Origin of the sequence: Leptospira ilyithenensis, from assembly GCF_004771005.1 — a bacterium.
GTDB classification, from domain to species: Bacteria; Spirochaetota; Leptospiria; order Leptospirales; family Leptospiraceae; genus Leptospira_A; species Leptospira_A ilyithenensis.
Map to the genome: position 1 here is coordinate 77,569 of NZ_RQHV01000061.1, position 20,485 is coordinate 98,053.

General features: G+C 40.7%; 19 protein-coding genes. All 19 read left to right on the top strand.

Features of this window, described 5'->3' with window-relative positions; genetic code table 11:
- Positions 1–23: 23 nt before the first annotated feature.
- Genes EHS11_RS13615 through neuB form a run of 19 tightly spaced genes read left to right on the top strand, consistent with a single transcriptional unit; the run spans position 24 to position 20,473 of the window.
- Positions 24–1,016, top strand: coding sequence for an NAD-dependent epimerase/dehydratase family protein (locus EHS11_RS13615; RefSeq protein ID WP_135764957.1), 993 nt, complete (start codon positions 24–26; stop codon positions 1,014–1,016).
- Between the two features lie 4 nt (positions 1,017–1,020).
- Positions 1,021–2,121 carry a DegT/DnrJ/EryC1/StrS family aminotransferase gene (locus tag EHS11_RS13620; RefSeq protein ID WP_135764958.1) on the top strand — a complete coding sequence of 367 codons (1,101 nt, stop codon included), beginning with the start codon at positions 1,021–1,023 and terminating at the stop codon, positions 2,119–2,121.
- 10 nt (positions 2,122–2,131) lie between these two features.
- Positions 2,132–3,232, top strand: a complete 1,101-nt coding sequence (locus EHS11_RS13625; RefSeq protein ID WP_135764959.1) for a DegT/DnrJ/EryC1/StrS family aminotransferase — start codon at positions 2,132–2,134, stop codon at positions 3,230–3,232.
- A 3-nt stretch (positions 3,233–3,235) separates the two neighbouring features.
- A complete protein-coding gene (locus EHS11_RS13630) occupies positions 3,236–4,870 on the top strand; it encodes a phosphotransferase (protein WP_135764960.1) in 1,635 nt (544 codons plus the stop codon).
- Between the two features lie 6 nt (positions 4,871–4,876).
- The gene (locus EHS11_RS13635) at positions 4,877–5,677 is read left to right on the top strand and encodes a transketolase (protein ID WP_135764961.1); all 801 of its coding nucleotides are present in this window, start codon (positions 4,877–4,879) and stop codon (positions 5,675–5,677) included.
- A 6-nt stretch (positions 5,678–5,683) separates the two neighbouring features.
- Complete coding sequence (locus EHS11_RS13640) at positions 5,684–6,610, top strand: transketolase family protein (RefSeq protein ID WP_135764962.1); 927 nt, start codon at positions 5,684–5,686, stop codon at positions 6,608–6,610.
- Between the two features lie 35 nt (positions 6,611–6,645).
- Positions 6,646–7,440: a sporadic carbohydrate cluster 2OG-Fe(II) oxygenase gene (locus EHS11_RS13645; RefSeq protein WP_135764963.1), complete on the top strand. Its 795-nt coding sequence runs from the start codon at positions 6,646–6,648 to the stop codon at positions 7,438–7,440.
- Complete coding sequence (locus EHS11_RS13650) at positions 7,437–7,829, top strand: LIC12192 family sporadic carbohydrate cluster protein (RefSeq protein WP_135764964.1); 393 nt, start codon at positions 7,437–7,439, stop codon at positions 7,827–7,829. Before EHS11_RS13645 ends, EHS11_RS13650 begins: the two co-directional genes overlap by 4 nt.
- A 3-nt stretch (positions 7,830–7,832) precedes the next feature.
- Positions 7,833–8,261, top strand: coding sequence for an NUDIX domain-containing protein (locus EHS11_RS13655; protein WP_135764965.1), 429 nt, complete (start codon positions 7,833–7,835; stop codon positions 8,259–8,261).
- A 6-nt stretch (positions 8,262–8,267) separates the two neighbouring features.
- Entirely contained in the window at positions 8,268–8,933 is a 666-nt protein-coding gene (locus tag EHS11_RS13660) for a class I SAM-dependent methyltransferase (RefSeq protein ID WP_135764966.1), read from the top strand.
- A 32-nt stretch (positions 8,934–8,965) separates the two neighbouring features.
- A complete protein-coding gene (locus EHS11_RS13665; RefSeq protein WP_135764967.1) occupies positions 8,966–9,949 on the top strand; it encodes a lysylphosphatidylglycerol synthase transmembrane domain-containing protein in 984 nt (327 codons plus the stop codon).
- A 40-nt stretch (positions 9,950–9,989) separates the two neighbouring features.
- The gene (locus EHS11_RS13670; protein WP_135764968.1) at positions 9,990–12,644 is read left to right on the top strand and encodes a hypothetical protein; all 2,655 of its coding nucleotides are present in this window, start codon (positions 9,990–9,992) and stop codon (positions 12,642–12,644) included.
- Between the two features lie 3 nt (positions 12,645–12,647).
- Positions 12,648–13,841: an L-2-hydroxyglutarate oxidase gene (lhgO, locus tag EHS11_RS13675; RefSeq protein ID WP_135764969.1), complete on the top strand. Its 1,194-nt coding sequence runs from the start codon at positions 12,648–12,650 to the stop codon at positions 13,839–13,841.
- Positions 13,842–13,873: 32 nt separating this feature from the next.
- The gene (locus tag EHS11_RS13680) at positions 13,874–15,358 is read left to right on the top strand and encodes a PfkB family carbohydrate kinase (RefSeq protein WP_135764970.1); all 1,485 of its coding nucleotides are present in this window, start codon (positions 13,874–13,876) and stop codon (positions 15,356–15,358) included.
- An 11-nt stretch (positions 15,359–15,369) separates the two neighbouring features.
- Complete coding sequence (locus EHS11_RS13685; RefSeq protein ID WP_135764971.1) at positions 15,370–16,080, top strand: nucleotidyltransferase family protein; 711 nt, start codon at positions 15,370–15,372, stop codon at positions 16,078–16,080.
- 17 nt (positions 16,081–16,097) lie between these two features.
- Positions 16,098–17,084 carry an NAD-dependent 4,6-dehydratase LegB gene (locus EHS11_RS13690; protein WP_135764972.1) on the top strand — a complete coding sequence of 329 codons (987 nt, stop codon included), beginning with the start codon at positions 16,098–16,100 and terminating at the stop codon, positions 17,082–17,084.
- A gap of 7 nt (positions 17,085–17,091) precedes the next feature.
- Positions 17,092–18,237, top strand: a complete 1,146-nt coding sequence (locus EHS11_RS13695) for a LegC family aminotransferase (RefSeq protein WP_135764973.1) — start codon at positions 17,092–17,094, stop codon at positions 18,235–18,237.
- On the top strand, positions 18,234–19,394 hold the full coding sequence (gene neuC / locus EHS11_RS13700) for a UDP-N-acetylglucosamine 2-epimerase (RefSeq protein WP_135764974.1): 1,161 nt from the start codon (positions 18,234–18,236) through the stop codon (positions 19,392–19,394). Before EHS11_RS13695 ends, neuC begins: the two co-directional genes overlap by 4 nt.
- A 2-nt stretch (positions 19,395–19,396) precedes the next feature.
- On the top strand, positions 19,397–20,473 hold the full coding sequence (gene neuB, locus EHS11_RS13705) for an N-acetylneuraminate synthase (RefSeq protein ID WP_135764975.1): 1,077 nt from the start codon (positions 19,397–19,399) through the stop codon (positions 20,471–20,473).
- The last annotated feature ends 12 nt before the right edge of the window (positions 20,474–20,485 follow it).

The following is a 20,485-nucleotide window of genomic DNA, read 5'->3' on the forward strand; positions in this document are numbered from 1 at the left end:
GATTTATTATTAATGGAGAATATATGACTCAAAAAATCAAAAGCATATACATTACCGGTGGGGCAGGTTATGTCGGTGCCGTATTAGTTCCTCGTCTGTTAGCTGACGGGTATAGTGTTACCGTGTTGGATCTTATGATCTATGGTGAGGAAGTTCTGAAAGACCATCCAAAGCTCACTAAAATAAAAGGTGATATCAGGGATCAGGAACTTTTAAAGAAGACGATTCCGGGTCATGACTCAGTTATTCATCTGGCTTGTATTTCCAATGATCCCAGTTTTGAATTGAATCCTAACTTGGGTAAGTCGATCAATTTGGATGCGTTTCGTCCTCTTGTTGAAATCAGTAAAGACAACAAAGTTCAGAGATTCATCTATGCTTCCTCTTCTTCCGTTTACGGAGTAAAAGAAGAGCCGAATGTAACCGAGGATTTTTCCCTCGAACCTCTGACTGATTATTCAAAATTCAAAGCAGATTGCGAAAAAATCCTCGCGGAGTATCAGTCTACTGATTTTACAACAGTGACCATCCGACCGGCTACTGTTTGCGGATATTCTCCGAGACAAAGGCTGGACGTTGTTGTAAATATTCTGACAAACCTCGCTTTTCATAAAAGGGAAATCAGCGTATTCGGAGGAGCTCAACTCAGACCGAATATTCATATCGAAGATATGGTAGAGGCTTATTTGGTTTTATTGAACGCAGACAGCGAAAAAATCGGCGGTGAAATCTTTAACGCAGGTTATTTGAATTTTACAGTCTCTGAAATCGCAAATATGGTGAAGGAAGTAGTGGGTGAAGATGTGAAATTGGTTACAACTCCTACCAATGACAACCGCTCCTATCATATTTCTTCCGATAAAATATTCAATAAACTGGGATTTCGGGCGAATCGTTCGATTAAACTCGCTGCAGAAGATTTAAGAAAGGCATTTGAATCGGGATTACTTCCTAACTCATTATCCGATGAAAAATATTTTAACATTAAACGTATGCAATCGGTGCATTTGAGGTAATTCCATGGAAGTAAGATATTCTTATTTAAAACAACAATTCGAAAACTGTGACGATTTATGGGATGAATTGAAAAAATTTGTTCCGACCGGGGACTTTACCTTGGGCAAACCTTTGCAGGAATTCGAAGGTAAGTTTGCAAAACTGATGGGAACAAAACACGCGATAGGTGTAAATTCCGGAACGGATGCGATTAAATTGTCCTTGAAAGCGCTTGGTGTGGGTTTCGGTGATGAAGTGATCACTACTGCAAATACGTTTGTTGCAACTGTCGGTGCTATTGCAGAGCTTGGAGCAAAACCGGTGTTTGTGGATTGCAACGATACGTTTTGTATGGATGTGGATCTTTTGGAAAGAGCAATCACTGAAAAAACAAAAGCGATCGTTCCTGTTCATTTCACAGGTTATATGACCGATATGAGAAAGGTGCTTCCTATTGCTGAAAAGCACAAGCTCCCTATCGTGGAAGATGCCTGCCAGTCGATCTTAGGTGCCATTGACAATAAGAAGGCGGGAACTTGGGGGAATGCAGGTGCTTTCTCACTTCATCCTTTAAAAAACCTCAATGTTTGGTCTGACGGTGGAGTCATCGTAACTAACGATGATAAGTTGGCATTTCAATTGAATCTTCTGCGTAACCACGGTTTGATTGATCGGGACAATGTGGAAATTCTGGGATACAATTCCAGGCTTGATACGATCCAAGCGGTCGTTGGAAATTGGTTGATTCCGAATGCAGTTGATATTTCAAACAAGAGAATTGAAAATGCAAATTATTACGATAAAAATCTAAGCACGATTCCCGGGATCACTTTGCCTCCGAGACCCGTCGATTTCAGAATTGTTTATCACCTTTATATTGTTTTTGCGGAAAAAAGAGATCAGTTATTGGAACATTGTGTGAAGAAAGGAATTGAAGCCAAGGTTCATTACCCGATCCCGATTTACCGTCAAAGAGCACTTGCTTCTTACGGTTATAAGGAAGGCGATTTTCCTGTCACCGACGGTCATACCAAAAACATAATTACATTTCCTTGTGATCAGCATTTATCCAAAGAAGAAATGGATTATGTTATTTCCACAGTAAAAGAATTCTACGCTAAATAAGGACCAAACAATGATTAGTATCCCTTACATTAATTTAACCGAACAATGGAAGTTTGAACGGGAAGAATTATTACCGATTATTGATTCCGTTTTGAGTTCCGGTCAATATATCGGCGGACAAGAGGTAAGTAAGTTCGAAGAGAGTGTGGCAAAGTTCTGCGGGGTGAAATACGCAGTTGCTTTGAATAGCGGAACGGATGCGCTCATATTCGGACTTTGGGAACTTGGTGTGCGCCCGGGAGATGAGGTAATCACTCCTCCTAACTCTTTTATCGCTTCTACCGCTGCCATAGTTCAGTTAAAAGCGAAACCGGTTTTTGTCGATGTGGGTGAAGATCAGAATTTGGATCCTTCCAAATTGGAAAAAGCAATCACTTCCAAAACAAAAGCGATCATGCCGGTCCACTTGACAGGTAGAATTGCGGCAATGAACGAGATCATGAGTATTGCGAATCAACATTCCATACCGGTCATTGAAGATGCAGCACAGGCAATCGGTTCCAGGTATGATGGCAAACCGAGCGGTTCCATCGGAAGCATAGGATGTTTTTCCACACATCCTTTGAAAAATTTAAACGCATGCGGGGATGGCGGTTTCCTTACGACCAACGATGAAAAAGTTTATACATCCGTAAGTAGAACGCGAAACCATGGTTTGGTGGATAGAAATACCGTAGGTGAGTTCGGTTCTGTTTCCAGAATGGATGCTCTCCAGGCTGCCATCTTGAATTACCGCTTGGCCCGTATGCCGGAAGTAACTGAAAAAAGGCGCAAAAACGCAAAATCATACACTTCCTTATTGAACAAAAAGAACGTCTTTATCCCTGAAGATAAACCTTTTGAGTTTAACACCTATCATACCTTTGTGATCCAAGTGGACAAACGTGACGAGTTGAGAAATCATTTATTGTCTTTGGGAATCGAAACTTCCATTCATTACCCGATTCCCATTCACCTTCAACCGGCTAGCAAAGGTTTGGGTTACAAAAAAGGAGACTTCCCTGTGACTGAGAAACAGGCGGATCGAATTTTGACTTTACCTGTTCATCAATATTTGAAAGAAGCTGATTTGACCAAAATTGCGGAAACGATAAATCAATTTTATCAGTGAGCAATGAAGATAGGAATCGATCTCGATAATACGATCATATCGTACGATAAGTCCTTTGCACTTGCGGGAAAAAAGTTAAATTTAATCCCGGAAGATTGGTTCGGATCCAAATTGGAAGTTCGTGAGTTTTTGCGAAAATCTCCGGACGGCGAAGACAAATGGCAGAGGTTGCAAGGTAAGGTATACGGACGTTATCTTGATCTGGCGGAATTATACCCGGGAGTTTATCGGTTTTTATGGAGATGCAAAAAGAAGGGAATTCCGGTAGATATAGTCAGTCATAAAACGGAATACGGACATTATGATGATGAAAAAGTATCTCTTCGAAAAGCTGCGCTTGATTTTTTGTCCGCTAACGGACTAAATACGGCTGACGAAAAAAGTTTTATAAGGAATGTTTCCTTTCATAATACCAAAGAAGAAAAAGTCGGATATATAAAGAATCAAAACTATTCTTATTTTATAGACGATCTCAAGGAAATATTGATTCATCCTGATTTGGAAACCATCGAACGTAAGTTATTTTTCGATCCGAATCAGGCATATCAGGATTTTAGTTTAAAAAATACCGATGTGGTTACCAGTTGGGGAGAAATAGAAGATTCCATTCTTGGAAAATATACCCAGGAAGATTTGGAATATTTTCGTACGGAATTCGGTTTTCCCGAATTGAAAACCGCATATTGGTCGGAAGGGCAGGGCAATTCTAGGATTGCTTATTTGGAAACATCCGACTCGAAGAAGTTTGCTTTGAAACTTTATCCTGCCGATTCCAATCACAACCGTTTGAGTTCCGAATTTTTCGGATTTAAACTTCTACATCAGAATTCAGTTAAAAACGTTCCGCTTCCGATTCATTGCAGTCCTCAGTTGAATTGTGCCGTTTACGAATGGGTGAACGGGGAAAAGATTCATTCTTCCTCCGACGAAGTGTTGGATGCGATGCTTGGCATGATGAAGAATCTGAATGGGCTCGCAAAAACGGAGTTATTCGACGGGATGGCAAGGGCTTCTGCATCCTGTTTTTCCGGGCAGGACATAGAAAATCAAATTCAGCACAGATTAAAACTGCTTTATCCCGCTACTGAAGCACACAAAGATCTGAAAGAGTTTTTGGATAAGGATTTGGTACCGTTTAAGGATTTTTTGATCGGATGGGTAAAGGACCATTGGGGTGATGAAACCCGATATGATCTACCGATAGCAAAACAGTTTTTAACTTTAAGTCCTTCCGATTTCGGATTTCATAATATGTTGAAGAGCCAAAATGGAGAGATCGTTTTTTTGGATTTCGAATATTTCGGTTGGGATGATCCGGTCAAATTGATCGTGGATGTTTCCTTTCATCCTGCCATGAATTTGGAAGAAGATGCGATATCCTATTGGAAACAAGGTATGTTTTCCATTTTCGGCCGGTCTTTGGAAAAGAGGTATGAGACTACCTGGGCGATGTATTCTTTATGCTGGTGTTTGATTTTACTCAATGAATTCAGGAAAGATATCTGGATGAGAAGAGTATTGGCAAATAGCGATAAACAAAATAGCAAAACTGAAATTTTGAAAAAACAGTTAAACAAATCGATTCATTTATTTCAAATCATTAGACAAAGTTTTTATAAACAAATAGGGAAAGGTTAATTTCATATGGACGTTCGTTCCAAACAATTAAGAAGACTGATCGTAGAAATGATGGAAGTGGAAAAGAGAGGGCATATAGGTCCCGCACTTTCTTTGATAGAAATACTTCGTGTACTTTATGATGATATATTGAAATTCGATCCGAAGAAACCGAATTGGGAAGATAGGGACCGATTGATTCTGAGTAAGGGACACGGTTGTTTGGGATTGTATTCCATCCTTGCCGACAAAGGATTTTTTCCTATGGATGTTTTAAAAACATTCGGTAAGCCGGATTCGATTCTAGGAGGCCACCCCGAAAGAGACAAGGTTCCCGGTGTGGAAGCTTCCACAGGTGCTTTGGGGCATGGTCTGCCGATCGGTGTGGGAATTGCGATCGCATCAAAAATCAAAAAGAAAGATTTTCGGGTCTTTGTCATTACTGGTGACGGAGAAATCAATGAGGGTTCCGTATGGGAGGCTGCATTATGTGCTTCCAAGCATGCTTTGTCCAACCTAACAGTGATTGTCGACTATAATAAATTGCAATCGTACGGCCCTACAAAAGAGGTTTTGGATCTTGAACCGATTATGGACAAATGGATGAGTTTCGGATTTGCAACGGTAGAAGTGGACGGCCATAATGTTTCCGATCTGCAAACTCTATTCAAAAGCCTGCCTAAAGACAAAAACAAACCCACCGCGATCATAGCACATACGATCAAAGGGAAGGGGTTTCCTATGGCGGAGGGAAATCCTTTATGGCATCATAAAAACAAAATTTCTCCCGAAGAATTTTCCGCAATGTATCAAAGTTTGGAAGGATAAAATAAGATGCGTAATACTAGTTTAAAATCTGTTTATCAATTGGCTTTAAAAGATCCCAGGATTGTTTATATCGGTTCCGATTTGGGTGCGGGCATTCTGGATGAAATGAAAAGAGATATTCCCGATCGTTTCTTTATGGAAGGAGTCAGCGAACAACATATAGTCGGTATGTCGGCGGGACTTGCCATGGAAGGATTTATTCCTTATGTAAATACAATTGCAACTTTTCTTACGAGAAGATGTTTCGAACAAGTTGCTGTGGATTTATGTTTGCATGATTTACCTGTCCGTTTGATCGCAAACGGAGGAGGGGCGGTATATGCTCCGCTTGGGCCTACTCATTTGGCCGTTGAGGATATCGCAATTCTCAGAGCACTTCCGAATATGACGATCATTGCTCCGTGCGATGCGGAAGAAATGAAACGATTGATGCCTCATACCGTCGATTGGCCGCACCCTATCTACATTCGTCTCGGCAAAGGCGGGGATGCGATTGTCAGCAAACCGGAGTTAGATTTTAAAATAGGAAAAGCTATTTTATTAAAAGAACCAAAGGACGGAGTTTTTGTTTCCACCGGAGTAATGACTCAACTCGCACTTCAAGCGTGTGAAATATTGGCCGAAAAAGGATTTCATTGCGGAGTAATGCATATGCATACGATCAAACCTTTGGACAATGAAGCTCTTACGAAATGGCTTCCGAATGTGAAATCGGTAGTCACTGTGGAAGAACACACTCGTATCGGGGGACTCGGAAGTGCCGTATTGGAATTTTGCAATGATCATATGCCTGACCAAGCTTCCAAAATAAAAAGAATCGGAATCCCCGACAAATTTGCGGATAAATACGGCAGCCAGGATAGTCTTTTGGCGTATTGGGGGATTTCAAAAGAAACTCTTGCGCAGACGATGTTGGACAAATTGAAACCTTAAGAGTTTCAAATCTAGTAATGTAAGAGGTTCTAGTCTTGTTCTTAGATGATGATGAAATAAAACTATCGGATGAATATTTACTCAATGGATATATTATCCGCGATGCTCCGAATAAAGTCGCATTGGATTGGATAAAGGATAAAATTGCGGATATAGTCAGAGATATCCTTGGCATTTCCAAGAATGAAACTTCCGACGAATTATTAAACAATATTCATAAAAAAGTCAGCATAGCCGATTTGAATAACTTCAGATTGAAAGTGATTCAATCGATGAACAATCTGGAAGATTTGAGACTGAACTACTTTAAATCGGCTAGACCGTATTTGGAAAGTTTGGTGGGGAACGAACTTGCGATGCAGCTAAGAATCAATCTTAGCATTCAATTGCCGGATGACAGCAGTTCGTTGTTGCCTGTCCATGCGGATACATGGTCGGGAGATTCTCCTTACGAGATCGTGCTCTGGATCCCTCTTGTGGATTGTTTTAAAACCAAGTCGATGTATCATTTGTCGCCTAAACATTTTGACAGCTTGAGAGATGATTTTAAGTCAAGATCGGGATTAACAAGCGAAGAATTATATCAATCCATTTCAAAAGAAGTTAAGTTTTTGGAAATCAAATACGGCCAGGTTTTACTTTTCGACCAAGGACTTCCCCATGGCAATCGAGTGAACCGGGAACCCGAAACCCGTTGGTCTATGAACTGCAGATTCAAAGGAGTTTTTACTCCTTATGGAGATAAAAAAATAGGAGAGTTTTTCGATCCGATCACTCTTAGAGCTACCTCAAGGGTGGGAATGGGGTATAAGTTCCCAAGTGTCAAATGAAAGGTGTAAGAGGGTATGTATTCAGCAGATCCTTCTTAGGGGAAAGAGCTCCGCAACATGTTCAAAATATAGTCATCAGAGATTATTGTCAAAAAAACGGACTGCATTATCTATTGAGCGCTACCGAATATGCGATGGAAGATTGTTTTTTGATCCTAAAACAGGTATTAGACGACCTGGACAATCTGGACGGAATCATAGCTTATAGTTTATACCAACTGCCTACCGGGGAATCCGAACGACTTGCGATCTATGATACGATTTTAAAAAAGGGCAAAAAGTTTTACTTTGCGGTCGAAGGGATTAAACTCGAAAAACAATCGGATGCGGATAGAATTGAAAATCTTTGGAAAATAAAACTCATATTGCCTAATTGTTTGAATTACTGACATATGAATCATGCCGTTAAAGCATTAATTTATAGAGACGATACCCGCATCTTACTGCAACAGCGTGATTACAATCCGGGGATTGTCTTCCAAGGTTATTGGACTTTTTTTGGCGGACAGGTGGAAACAGGCGAGAGTCTGAAAGATGCGCTGAAACGGGAATTGTTAGAAGAGCTTGAATATAGTCCAGGCAATGTAGGCGAAGAGTTGTTTCAGTGGGAATGGAGAGGAGACAATCCTTTCTGTTGTAATCATTGTTTGCCGGTACTTATGAAAGCAGACGAAAATACTTTGGTTCTTAAGGAAGGTCTTGCGATGAAGTGGTTCTTGTTTGAAGAATTGCACGAAGAGCTTCCGTTAGTTCCGGGTGTTTACGAGAATCTCGGCAAGATTAAAGAATTTTTAGATCGGACTTTTTCTGAGAAAACATAGAACATTATGGGAAAATTAAAAAACATCGTTACTCCTTTGCATAAAGCTACCGCAAGGGATTATCTTGCACGTATGCAAGATAACAAAGTGGAATGCATGCTGAAAGCGAAAGAGTATGGTTTCGACTATTGGGATGGAGACAGAAGATTCGGCTACGGCGGATACAAATATATCCCGGGTAGATGGAAGCCTGTTGCGGAAGCGTTAATCAAGGATTATTCTTTGGGTCCGGGTTCGAAGGTTTTGGACATAGGTTGCGGAAAAGGTTTTTTGCTTTATGAAATGTTACTGATTGAACCCGGCTTGAAAATCGTCGGATTCGATTCATCCGATTATGGTTTAACGCACGCTAAAGAAGAAGTGAAGCCGTTTTTGTTCAATCATCGCGCGGAGAACGTCTATCCGTTCGGTGATAAAGAGTTCGATTTGGTGATCTCTCTCGGCACTTTTCACAATCTAAGATTGTCCCAATTGAAACAATCTTTAGGTGAAGTGGAAAGAGTCGGAAAACAGGGATATATCATGCTTGAAAGTTACCGTAACGAGCTGGAACTTTTTAACCTGGAATGTTGGGCTTTGACTGCCGAAACCCTTTTGGGTGTTTCCGATTGGATCTGGCTCTACCGGGAATTCGGATATTCCGGAGATTACGAATTTATCTTTTTTGAATAGAGAATCTTTCCGAAGATTGAAAATACAATTTAATGATTAAAATATTTATTAGCTTATCGATAGGTTTACTATTGTTTTATTTATCTGCTCGCGGGATTACCTTTTCTGAGCTTGGAGAAACAATAAGAAATATCAATTTTATTTATCTTATTCCCGTTTTCGGGATTCAGATGATTTTACCTCTGCTACGAGCCTATCGCTTGCAATATTTATATCGACCGTTGTATCGAATTGATTTTATGAAGACTCTTCGTATCAATTCCGTCGGTTATCTCTTCATCATGCTTTTGCCGATGCGCCTTGGTGAATTTATCATCCCTTATCTGATTAAGAAAAATACCACTCTTAGCATGAGTTCGTCGATGGCTGCGATCATAGTGGAACGAATTACCGATCTTTTTGTAATTCTATCCATATTGTTTGTCGTTCTATCCAATTTTTTCCTGCCTGTTTGGCTGATTCAATCGGCTCTAACTTCCGTATTCATACTCTTTATACTGATGGCTTTCTTTTCGCTCGTATACTTCAAGTCCGACTTTGTGTTCCCCTTGTTTTTGAAGATCTTTTCGTTTTTGCCAAAACCTTTTCATGGCAAACTGGAAACAATGATGACTGAATTTACCAAAGGACTTAAGGTAGTGCAGGGAAAAAGACAAGTCGTTCTACTTATCGTATTGTCCGTTTTTATTTGGCTGATGTCCGGTCTCGTCATTTATTTTCTGTTTGGTGCTTTGAATATCAAACTGAACATAACGCATGCCCTGATCGTAATGGCGATCAATATGATCGGAGTAGCGCTTCCGGCAGGACCGGGGATGATCGGAAACTTTCAGTATTCCTGCATCATCGCATTGGAATTATTTGCCATTGATAAAACTACCGCGTTTGCATTTGCAAATGTTTATTATGTGATCGGTATGGGACTCACCTTACTTTACGGATTTCTGTTATTGCCTTCGACTAATCTTTCATTTCGTGAAATCAAAAGAGACGTTTTCGTTCTTTTGGGAAAGTAATCTAACTTTCACCGGATAATCTCATGTATAAATACAAACTATGATCTTCTTTAAAAAAAGTATTTTCGCTTTTATCCTGACTCTACCTTGTTTGGGATTGATATTTTTAATCTTAAATCTGGAGATTTCTCCCAAGGAGATCGTATATGATGGCAGCATAAAGATATTATGGCGTAACCTTGCTTTGATATGTACCGTACCATATCTTTTGGTATTGTTTGTCGAACTAGGAAGACCGTTTTATCCAAGAGACCGAGGTTTTGTATCTTCCTTATATCCGGTTGAACGTTGGCTTGTTTCGGTTTTCACTGGGGCAGGCTTGCTTACAGTGATAGGCACTTTACTCGGTCTTTTAGGACTGCTCGTTCCATCGCTTCTTATTCTTATCATTTGCACTGCCAGCTTCAGTTTCTTTTTCCATAATTACGGTTTGTTCACCGTACAGATGAAAGAGGGTAGATGGAAAAAAGGTTGGGGACTGACAAGTGTAATTCGAATTCTGTCCTTGATCGTTTTTTTGGGTTTGATGTCTTCTCAGTTATGGAAATTGGAATCCGATATATTTCAAATGTACCGGTTTTATTTCGAACAGGCCAGGTTATCTGGAACAAGTGTAATCAATCCTGCAGTGAACGACGGATTCGGATTTTTGGTAGGCAGGGGACACGGGGTGATGCTTTTTTTTACCAGTCTGACCAACGTTGACGGATTGGGAATGGTATCTTATCTTTATATATTCCTGATTGCAATGATGGTTCGGCAAATTACCGTTAGGCTACTTTCCGGCATTGATGAGGTAGGATCACCTGTTCCTCTATCACACCTAACAGGACTCGTTCCGGATATTATGATGCTCTTTACGTTGTGGATCTGTTCGACATTTGCACCAAACGGAAATGTAACGGTAAATCCGGGAAGGCTTCATTCGGAAACAGGTGGATTTATGATGTATTTCATCTGGATTGTCTTTCTTATTAGCTATATAGACTCCGCTTCACGGTCGGCAATATTTAAGGTATTGTTGTTTCCTGCTATTGCGTTGCCGATTATGCTGCCTACTTCGATTTTCATTATTGCCCTCACGTTGGGAATCGGTTTTGTTTTGAGTTTTATATTAAAGGATGTTAGCGGAGCCATTCGGATCTTAGCTTTGGGATTCGTTTCACTGTTTTCGACGGCAATCTCCATCTATATCAATCAATCTTATGTAGGCATCGGAGAAGTGAATCCGTACCAATTGTTTTTACCATTTTCAGATAAACAAACATTCACATGCTGGAGTAGCCCTGAGTTCCTGGTTTATGTAAATAATTCCCAAGGCATCGCATTCACTCCTTCCTTAAACATGGACGGACTCTTGATGGTGGCTCGGGGATTTATCGAAAGGGTTTTACAAATTTCAATTGAGGCGGTGTTTCCGCTTTTTGCAGGAAAAATTCCTCCTACTTTTAATATCATTATATTTGCGATGATCGTCTGGATTGTCGTATCAATGATGCGGACTCTAAAAAGAATTTCCAGACGGTCGTTTTTTGCCTGGTCGGTTTTAATCACATACATTGTATCTACAAGTTTACTTTGCGCGCTTACCACTCATACAAGCCTTCATCGACTATTAGGTTTTCAGACAGCGTTCGGGCCGATCCTTCTTATCCTTCCGATTGTTTTTTTTAATTCGCTTACAGACAACTTCTCTCGGAATCATAGTCATTTTATCATTCTCTTTTGCATAACATTTTGCCTTTATCTGTTCTTTCCCTTATTCGTTGCGATAACCTTACTTGTGATTTCCCTGTTCAAGCCGGTCTGGAGATCGTTTGCAGCGGTTTTCGGATTACTTTTCGTTCAGTCCTTTTTTGATCTTCAAACTAACGAGCTTCAGGCGGTCTTGCTTCTTTGTTTCGGAGTTGTGCTTTACGATTTGCTAACAAAACGAGTGTTACCTCCCGGTCATCTGCATAAATATTTGAATCCGAAATCGGTTCTCCTTTTTTGGATTATACTCTTTAGTTTGTTTGTTCCTGTATTTAGTAATATTCATAACCCGCCTAACCGTATAATCTATGCCGGTTCTTTTACGAATCTGAAAAAACTGCCTTGGGCTTATTCGGAGTTCAAAAGACTCGGCAATTATACCCAGAGCTTTCAGGTCTTTTCCGGGCAGAAAGGATACTCTCATCTTGCTCCGTTTTTGAATGACATCAGGTGTGAAAGGTTTCTGGAAATTGTACCTAGAGAAAGTTCGGTTCTACCTTTGAATGGCGGGGCAACGATCATTCCGTTTTGCGCCGGATCTCCTTTGTTGAAGCCGGGTAAAATTATAGAAACGCTTCATCCTCCGTTTGCACCTGATTTCAGATCGGTTATGCTAGGAACTCCCGAACAAGCGATTGAAGTTTACCGCAAATGGAATGTTAACTACTTCCTGATTGAAAAGGGAGAACTTCATTATTGGGCATCAGGTGTAAGTGATCTTTTTTCGGAAGAGAATCTTTTGAAATATTTTGATACACAATACAGTGATGCTGATATAATTATTTTTACATGGCGGGGGAAAGGAAAATACCCCGTAAAACCGGAAGAAGCGAAGGAAGTGGAAACATGTCGAGGCCATGTAAATACGTCCGCCCCTTTTGCCGGTTTGGCCGCATTGAGGATATGGGATGCCGAACAACGTAAAGGAACAATCAAATAACATATGAAATACGATGTTGTGATCATTGGAGCAGGTGTGGTAGGATTGTCCACTGCATGGAATCTATTGAATAAAAATAGAAAATTAAAATTGCTTGTAATCGAAAAAGAATCTTCGTTTGCAAAACATCAAACCAGTCATAACAGCGGAGTCATACATTCGGGGATTTATTATAAACCGGGAAGTTTGAAAGCACAAAACTGTATCGAAGGTTATGATAAACTGATTAAGTTTTGTAATGAGAATGAAATTCCTTTCGAGTTATGCGGAAAAATCATAGTAGCGACCGACAAGTCCGAACTTCCGGCTCTTGAAAATATTTATAACAGAGGACTTGAGAACGGTTTGAAGAAACTGAGGAAACTCAAACAAGACGAGATCAAGGAAGTTGAACCGCATGCAGCCGGAGTTGCCGGGATTTTTGTTCCTCAAACGGGAATCGTTGACTATCTGAAATTTTCCGGCGTTTTGTATGAAAAAATTTTGAATCTTGGCGGAGAAGTTTTATTCAATCAAAAGGTTTTAAACATTCGGGACAAAAATCCGAACGAAGCGGAGATACGAAGTACAACAAACACCTATTCGTCGAAAGTGGTGATCACATGCGGTGGGCTTTATTCGGATAAGCTCGCATCTTCCACCGAATCCGTTGATTTTAAGATCATTCCTTTTCGGGGAGAGTATTACCAGTTGAAACCGGAAAAGTCGTATTTGGTAAAAACTTTGATCTACCCCGTTCCTGATCCTTCTTTTCCGTTTTTAGGAGTTCATTTTACCAAAAGAATAGATGGAAGTGTAGAAGCCGGACCGAATGCAGTGCTTGCTTTTGCACGCGAAGGTTATAAAAAATCGGACATCAATATCAAAGAATTTATAGAGACCATTTCTTTCAGCGGCTTTCATCATATTGCCAGAAAATATTGGCGGACCGGCCTTTCCGAATTTTATCGTTCTTATTCCAAAGCTCTTTTCGTAAAGGCTCTGCAAAAATTGATTCCTGAAATTTCAAAAGATGATTTAATCGCAGGTGGTTCCGGAGTTCGGGCACAGGCTTGCACAAATTCCGGAATTTTATTGGACGACTTTCATATTTTACATTCAAAAAATAAAATACACGTATGCAATGCTCCTTCTCCGGCCGCAACTTCATCCCTTGCAATAGGTTCGAAGATAGCTGCGATGTTTGTATCAAAATAAGATTCTAAAAATAAATTAAAGGTCAAATTTTCATGACAGTTCACCTAAACAAAATTAAAGAAATCAGCCAGGGAATTACCGGCGATAAGAAGATTATATTTGTTTCAGGAGTATTTAACATTGTCCATCCCGGCCATTTGAGATTATTAAGATTTGCTAAAGAATGCGGTGATATTTTGGTTGTGGGGGTTTTGAAAAAAACGCCCACTCAAGAGATCGTGGATTCAAAACTCCGATTGGAAGGTGTCGAATCGATCGGATTTGTTGATTTTGCTTTTATATTGGAAGAACCTCCTGAAAAATTTGTAGGCGATTTAAAACCGTATGCAGTTGTCAAAGGGCATGAGCACCAGGCTTATGATAATCCCGAATTGGCGGTTCTTGAATCCTACGGTGGAAAGTTGTTATTCGGAACGGGCGATATTATTTTTTCATCTTCCGATCTTTTGACTCGTGAATTCAATGAACTCAATTTTTCAACAATCAGAAAGAACATCGAATTTCCCGTAAGGCATGGCTTTAGTATGGATACCTTACGGGGTATCCTTGAAAAGTTTAAGAATCTGAGAGTATGTGTTATGGGGGACACGATTGTTGATGAATATATCTCATGCATTCCCCTTGGTATGTCGCAAGAAGATCCAACCATTGTCCTTTCCCCGATTCAATCTGAAATGTTTGTCGGAGGAGCTGCCATTGTGGCGGCGCATTCCCAAAGTATAGGAGCCTCCGTAAGTTTTTATAGCGTAGTTGGAAAAGACAAAACTCACGAATTTGTTGAGAATTACTTGCATGCGTTGGGAGTTAAAACCTATTTTTTATCCGATGAAAGCCGCCCGACAACTTTGAAACAAAGATATAGAGCGGGCAATAAAACCATGATGCGTGTTAGTCATTTGCGCCAACACGACTTGTCTCCCGAATTGATTGATGAAATGTATGAAATGTTCAAATCTTCGGTAGGCAATATAGAACTTTTGATATTTTCCGATTTCAATTACGGATTCCTACCGCAACAGCTTGTTGATAAAATCGTCGCTTATTGTTTGGAAAGAAACATTCTGATGGTTGCGGACAGTCAGTCATCCTCGCAGGTAGGAGACGTTTCAAGATTTAAAAATATGTATTTTTTAACTCCTACGGAGCGGGAAGCAAGACTTGCAACTAGAGACTTTAATTCCGGTTTGGTGGTCTTGGCTGAAAAGTTAAAAAAACAAGCGGATGCAAAAAATATTTTTATCACTTTGGGAGCGGACGGACTTTTCATTCAAGCGGGTGACAATACGGACAAGGATAATTTATGGCATACCGACCGACTCCCTTCTTTCAACAGCGCTCCTAAGGACACTGCGGGAGCAGGAGACTCCTTTTTGGTTGCATCTTCCATGGCGACAGTGGTTGGTGCTGACGTTTGGCAGAGTGCTTACATTGGTTCGCTTGCGGCTGCCTGTCAGGTGGGAAGGGTGGGAAATATTCCTCTCCGATATGAAGAAATTTTAAAAGAAATCGAAATGTGATTTTATAACCGATGAAAGCGTTATTACTTGCTGCAGGACTCGGGACAAGACTTCGTCCCATTACGAATGATATTCCAAAATGTTTGGTGCCTATCAATAGTAGACCTCTTTTGGACTATTGGCTGGAACTTTTAACCGATGCGAATGTAAAAGATATCCTGGTCAATCTGCACTACTTTCCCGAACAAGTTGTACGGTATATTGAAGGAAGCAAATATAAAGATATAGCAACAACTATTTTTGAACCGGAGCTTCTCGGAACCGGCGGCACTTTGCTTAAGAACCGTTCTTTCTTTGAAAATGATCAGGTTATGTTGATCCATGCGGACAATCTCTCAAAATTTAATATTCTAAATTTCATAGATAGCCATTATAACCGACCTTCCGGAACCGAAATGACGATGATGACTTTTGTAACGGATATACCCGAGACATGCGGGATCGTGGAGTTGGATGCGGAAAACAGATTGGTTCAATTTCATGAGAAGGTAAAAAATCCTCCCGGCAATGTTGCCAACGGAGCCGTATACATTTTGGAGCCTTCCGTGATTGATTTCCTTTCTTCTTTAAATCAGGACTTTATCGACTTTAGCACCGAGGTTATCCCGAAGTATTTGGGAAGGATCAATACTTTTCTGAATTCCACCTATCATAGAGATATTGGAAATTTGGAAAGTTATGCAAAAGCACAAGATGAATTTTCAAAACTTTTTTCAATTTAGATTCAAACAAAACCATAATGAATAAACAGAAAGTATTAGTAACCGGAGCGGACGGATTTATCGGATCGCATCTTGCTGAAATGCTGGTTAAAAACGGACATTCCGTAAAAGCCATGACCTATTATAATTCCTTTAATTCTTGGGGATGGTTGGATGAATCCCCGTATGCAAAAGAAATGGAAATTATTGCAGGAGATATCAGAGATCCTCATTTTTGTAAACAAATTACAAAAGGAACGGATACAGTATATCATTTGGCGGCACTCATTGCGATTCCGTATTCTTATTCGGCCCCTGACAGTTATATTGCGACAAATGTAACCGGGACTTTGAATATTTCCCAAGCAGCACTTGAGAATGGTGTCAAAAGAATCATTCATACTTCCACAAGCGAAGTTTATGGAACGGCGCAATACGTTCCTATCGACGAAAAACATCCTCTTCAGCCTCAGTCTCCCTATAGCGCAAGTAAGATCGGCGCGGACGCGATTGCGATGAGCTTTTACAATTCATTCAAGCTACCTCTTGTGATCGCAAGACCGTTTAACACCTACGGACCGAGACAGTCCGCACGAGCTGTCATACCTACCATTATTTCCCAGATTGCGAACGGAATCAAAAAGATCAAGTTAGGTGACGTTCGTCCTACGCGTGATTTCAATTATGTGGAAGATACTTGCAGGGGATTTACCTTCCTTGCAGATTGCGAGGCGGCAATAGGCAAGACCGTAAATATTGCGTCCAATTACGAAATATCCGTCGGAGATACTCTGAATTTGATTCGGGAACTTATGAATAGCGATGTGGAATTTATTTCGGAAGAAGAACGTTTGCGTCCCGAAAAATCGGAAGTCTTTCGTTTATGGGGAGAAAATAAGTTGATTCGGGATCTTACCGGATATGAACCGAAATATACTCTTAAGGAAGGATTGAAACATACGATCGAGTGGTTTACCCGTGCCGGGAATTTAGCAAAATACAAATCCGATTTATATAACGTTTAAATAATATATGTTTTCTCCGCTCATTCGGTTTATCCGAGACTATTACAAATCAAATGAATTCATTCCTTTGCATGCGCCCGTATTTCGGGGAAATGAAAAACAATACGTAGTCGATACGATTGATTCTACTTTTGTTTCAAGTGTAGGTTCTTATGTGGATCGTTTTGAAAGAGAGATCGCAAAATATTCGGGAAGTCCGAAAGCAGTTGCGACCGTAAATGGAACGGCAGCATTGCATATTGCATTGAAACTAGCGGGCGTACAGTCCGGTGAACTGGTCATCACGCAACCTTTGAGTTTTGTTGCTACATGCAATGCAATCACTTATACCGGAGCCGAACCTTTGTTTGTTGATGTAGACGGGGATACGTTGGGTTTATCACCGACGGCAGCTGACATATGGTTGAATGAAAATGCATTTGTCGGAGATGACGGACTTTGCCGTCATAAGGAAACTAATAAAATCATTCGCGCCTGCCTTCCCATGCATACATTCGGCCATCCTGTAAAACTTTCCGAACTCGTTGATGTTTGCAAAAGGTGGGGCATCATACTAATCGAAGATGCGGCCGAGTCTCTAGGCAGTTTGTATAAGGGACAACATACGGGAACTTTCGGACTCGCAGGTACTCTCAGCTTCAACGGAAATAAAATTCTGACGACCGGGGGAGGGGGAATGATACTGACCGGTGATGTTTTGGGGGAACGGGCAAAACATATTACAACTACCGCGAAGAAAGCTCATCCTTACGAATTTGTTCACGATGAAGTCGGATACAATTACCGTATGCCGAATTTAAATGCTGCCTTAGGTTGTGCGCAATTGGAACAACTGGAACAATTCATCGGACAAAAACGAAACCTTGCTATGCAATATGCCGAATTACTAAAAGGAAGCGAGCTTGCATTTTTTAAGGAACCAAATCATTGCCGCAGTAATTATTGGTTAAACGTTGTTATATGCAAAGACAAGGAACATCGGGACGATTTGCTGAAAAGTTCGAATGAACAGAATGTAATGACCCGTCCGATCTGGAAATTAATGAATCATCTGCCGATGTTTGCACATTGTATCAAAGGAACATTGCACCAAGCGGAATGGTTGGAAGCAAGAGTTGTAAATCTACCAAGCAGTGTAAGGATTGAAGTTTGAGAAAGGTTTGCGTTGTTACGGGAACTCGTGCGGAGTACGGGTTATTGTATTACTTGATGAAAGAAATCCTGGAAGATCGGGATTTGCGGTTGCAATTGGTTGTGACCGGAATGCATCTTTCTCCCGAATTCGGTCTGACATATAAACAGATTGAGTTCGACGGATTTACGATTGATGCAAAGGTGGAGATGTTATTATCCTCCGATACTTCCGTCGGCATTACTAAGTCGATTGGTTTGGGTTTACTCGGATTCGCTGATGTTTTGGAAAATCTGAAACCGGACATTATCGTTTTGCTCGGGGATCGGTTTGAAATTTTAGCTGCAGCACAAGCAGCACTGATTGCAAGGATTCCCATCGCTCATATACATGGCGGAGAATTAACAGAAGGTGCTTTTGATGAAAGCATTCGTCATGCAATTACCAAGTTATCCCAATTGCATTTCGTAGCTGCGGAAAGTTATAGAAAGCGAGTCGTTCAAATGGGAGAACATCCTGACAGGGTTTTTTATTTCGGCGCGCCAGGTCTTGATCATTTGAACGGAATGAATTGGATGGAAAAAAAGGAATTGGAATACGAACTGAAAATCGAATTAAAATCTCCCGTTTTTCTAGTTACATATCATCCGGTGACTTTGGAAGGAAAAGATCCTTCCGTATTCATGCAGGAACTTTTATCCGCATTGGATTTTTTCCCACAAGCAACTGTTATATTTACGTATCCGAATGCGGATACTGGCGGAAGGGCCTTGATCGAGCTAATCGACTCATTCGTTTCAAAAGATAAGGATCGAAGAAGAGCTTTTGCTTCGCTCGGACAGCGGAAATACTTGAGTTTAATGCGTATATCGGATGTTATACTGGGAAATTCTTCGAGCGGGATAACCGAAGCGCCTGCATTGAAGAAAGCTTCCGTCAATGTCGGGGACAGACAAAAAGGAAGATTGAGGGCGACGTCGGTGATCGACTGTCCCGAAGAAAAAGAATCAATCAAGAGCGCGATCGAAGTGGCTTTGGCCGACAAGTTTAGATCCGATTTGCCTGATACTGTTTCATTGTACGGTATGGGTGGTGCGAGTCGCAAAATCAAAGAGCAAATCAAACATTCCGATTTGGAAGTGAGAAAACCTTTTTTTGATTTGGAGCATAAATATTGATTATGCAAAGAACTTTTATAATAGCAGAGGCCGGAGTAAATCATAACGGCTCGGTAGAAAATGCAATCAAATTGATAGACGTTGCATCCGAATCCGGTGCCGATGCGGTGAAATTTCAAACTTTCAGTGCGGATGCACTCGTGAGTAAAAATTCTCCCAAAGCCGCTTATCAAAAGCTGACAACGGAAGCGGAAGAAACTCAATTCGAAATGCTCAAAAAACTCGAGTTAAGCGAAGACTCTCATCAAAAATTAATCGATCATGCAGGCCGCAAAGGAATCGAGTTTCTTTCCACTCCTTTTGATTTACAGAGTCTTTTTCTTCTGAATAAAAAATTTAATATTAAAAAAATAAAGATTCCTTCCGGTGAAATTACAAACGCTCCCTTTTTGGTTGAGATTGCAAGATGCGCGGATGAGATTATACTTTCAACAGGAATGAGCACTCTTGCAGAAGTGGAAGCCGCATTAGGGGTGATTGCTTTCGGTTTTATCGGAAAAATAAATACAAGACCTTCTTCGAAGGCATTTGCAGAAGCATATTCATCACAGGAAGGACAGGAACAACTTCGATCCAGATTGATTTTATTACACGCAACGACGGAGTATCCGGCTCCACCGGATGAAATCAATTTAAATGCGATGGATACTATGTCCGCTGCTTTCGGACTACGGGTAGGGTATTCCGATCATTCGCAAGGCGTTCATATTCCAGTAGCCGCTGTGGCCAAAGGTGCCTCTGTTATAGAAAAACATTTTACATTGGATAGAAGTCTTCCCGGCCCGGATCATAAAGCATCACTGGAGCCAACCGAACTGAAGTTAATGGTTCAATTGATCAGAGATGTGGAAAAAGCAATGGGAGACGGAATCAAAAGACCTACTCCTTCGGAATGGAAAAACAGGGAAGTCGCCAGAAAGAGTTTGGTTGCTACGGACAATATCGGTAAAGGCGAAATATTTACGGAAAAGAATCTGAGTTGCAAACGGCCCGGTAGCGGAATATCTCCCATTCAATATTGGGATTACATCGGACAAAAAGCTAATGCGGATTATCCGATCGACGGACCTATTACTTAAGATTTACAAGCA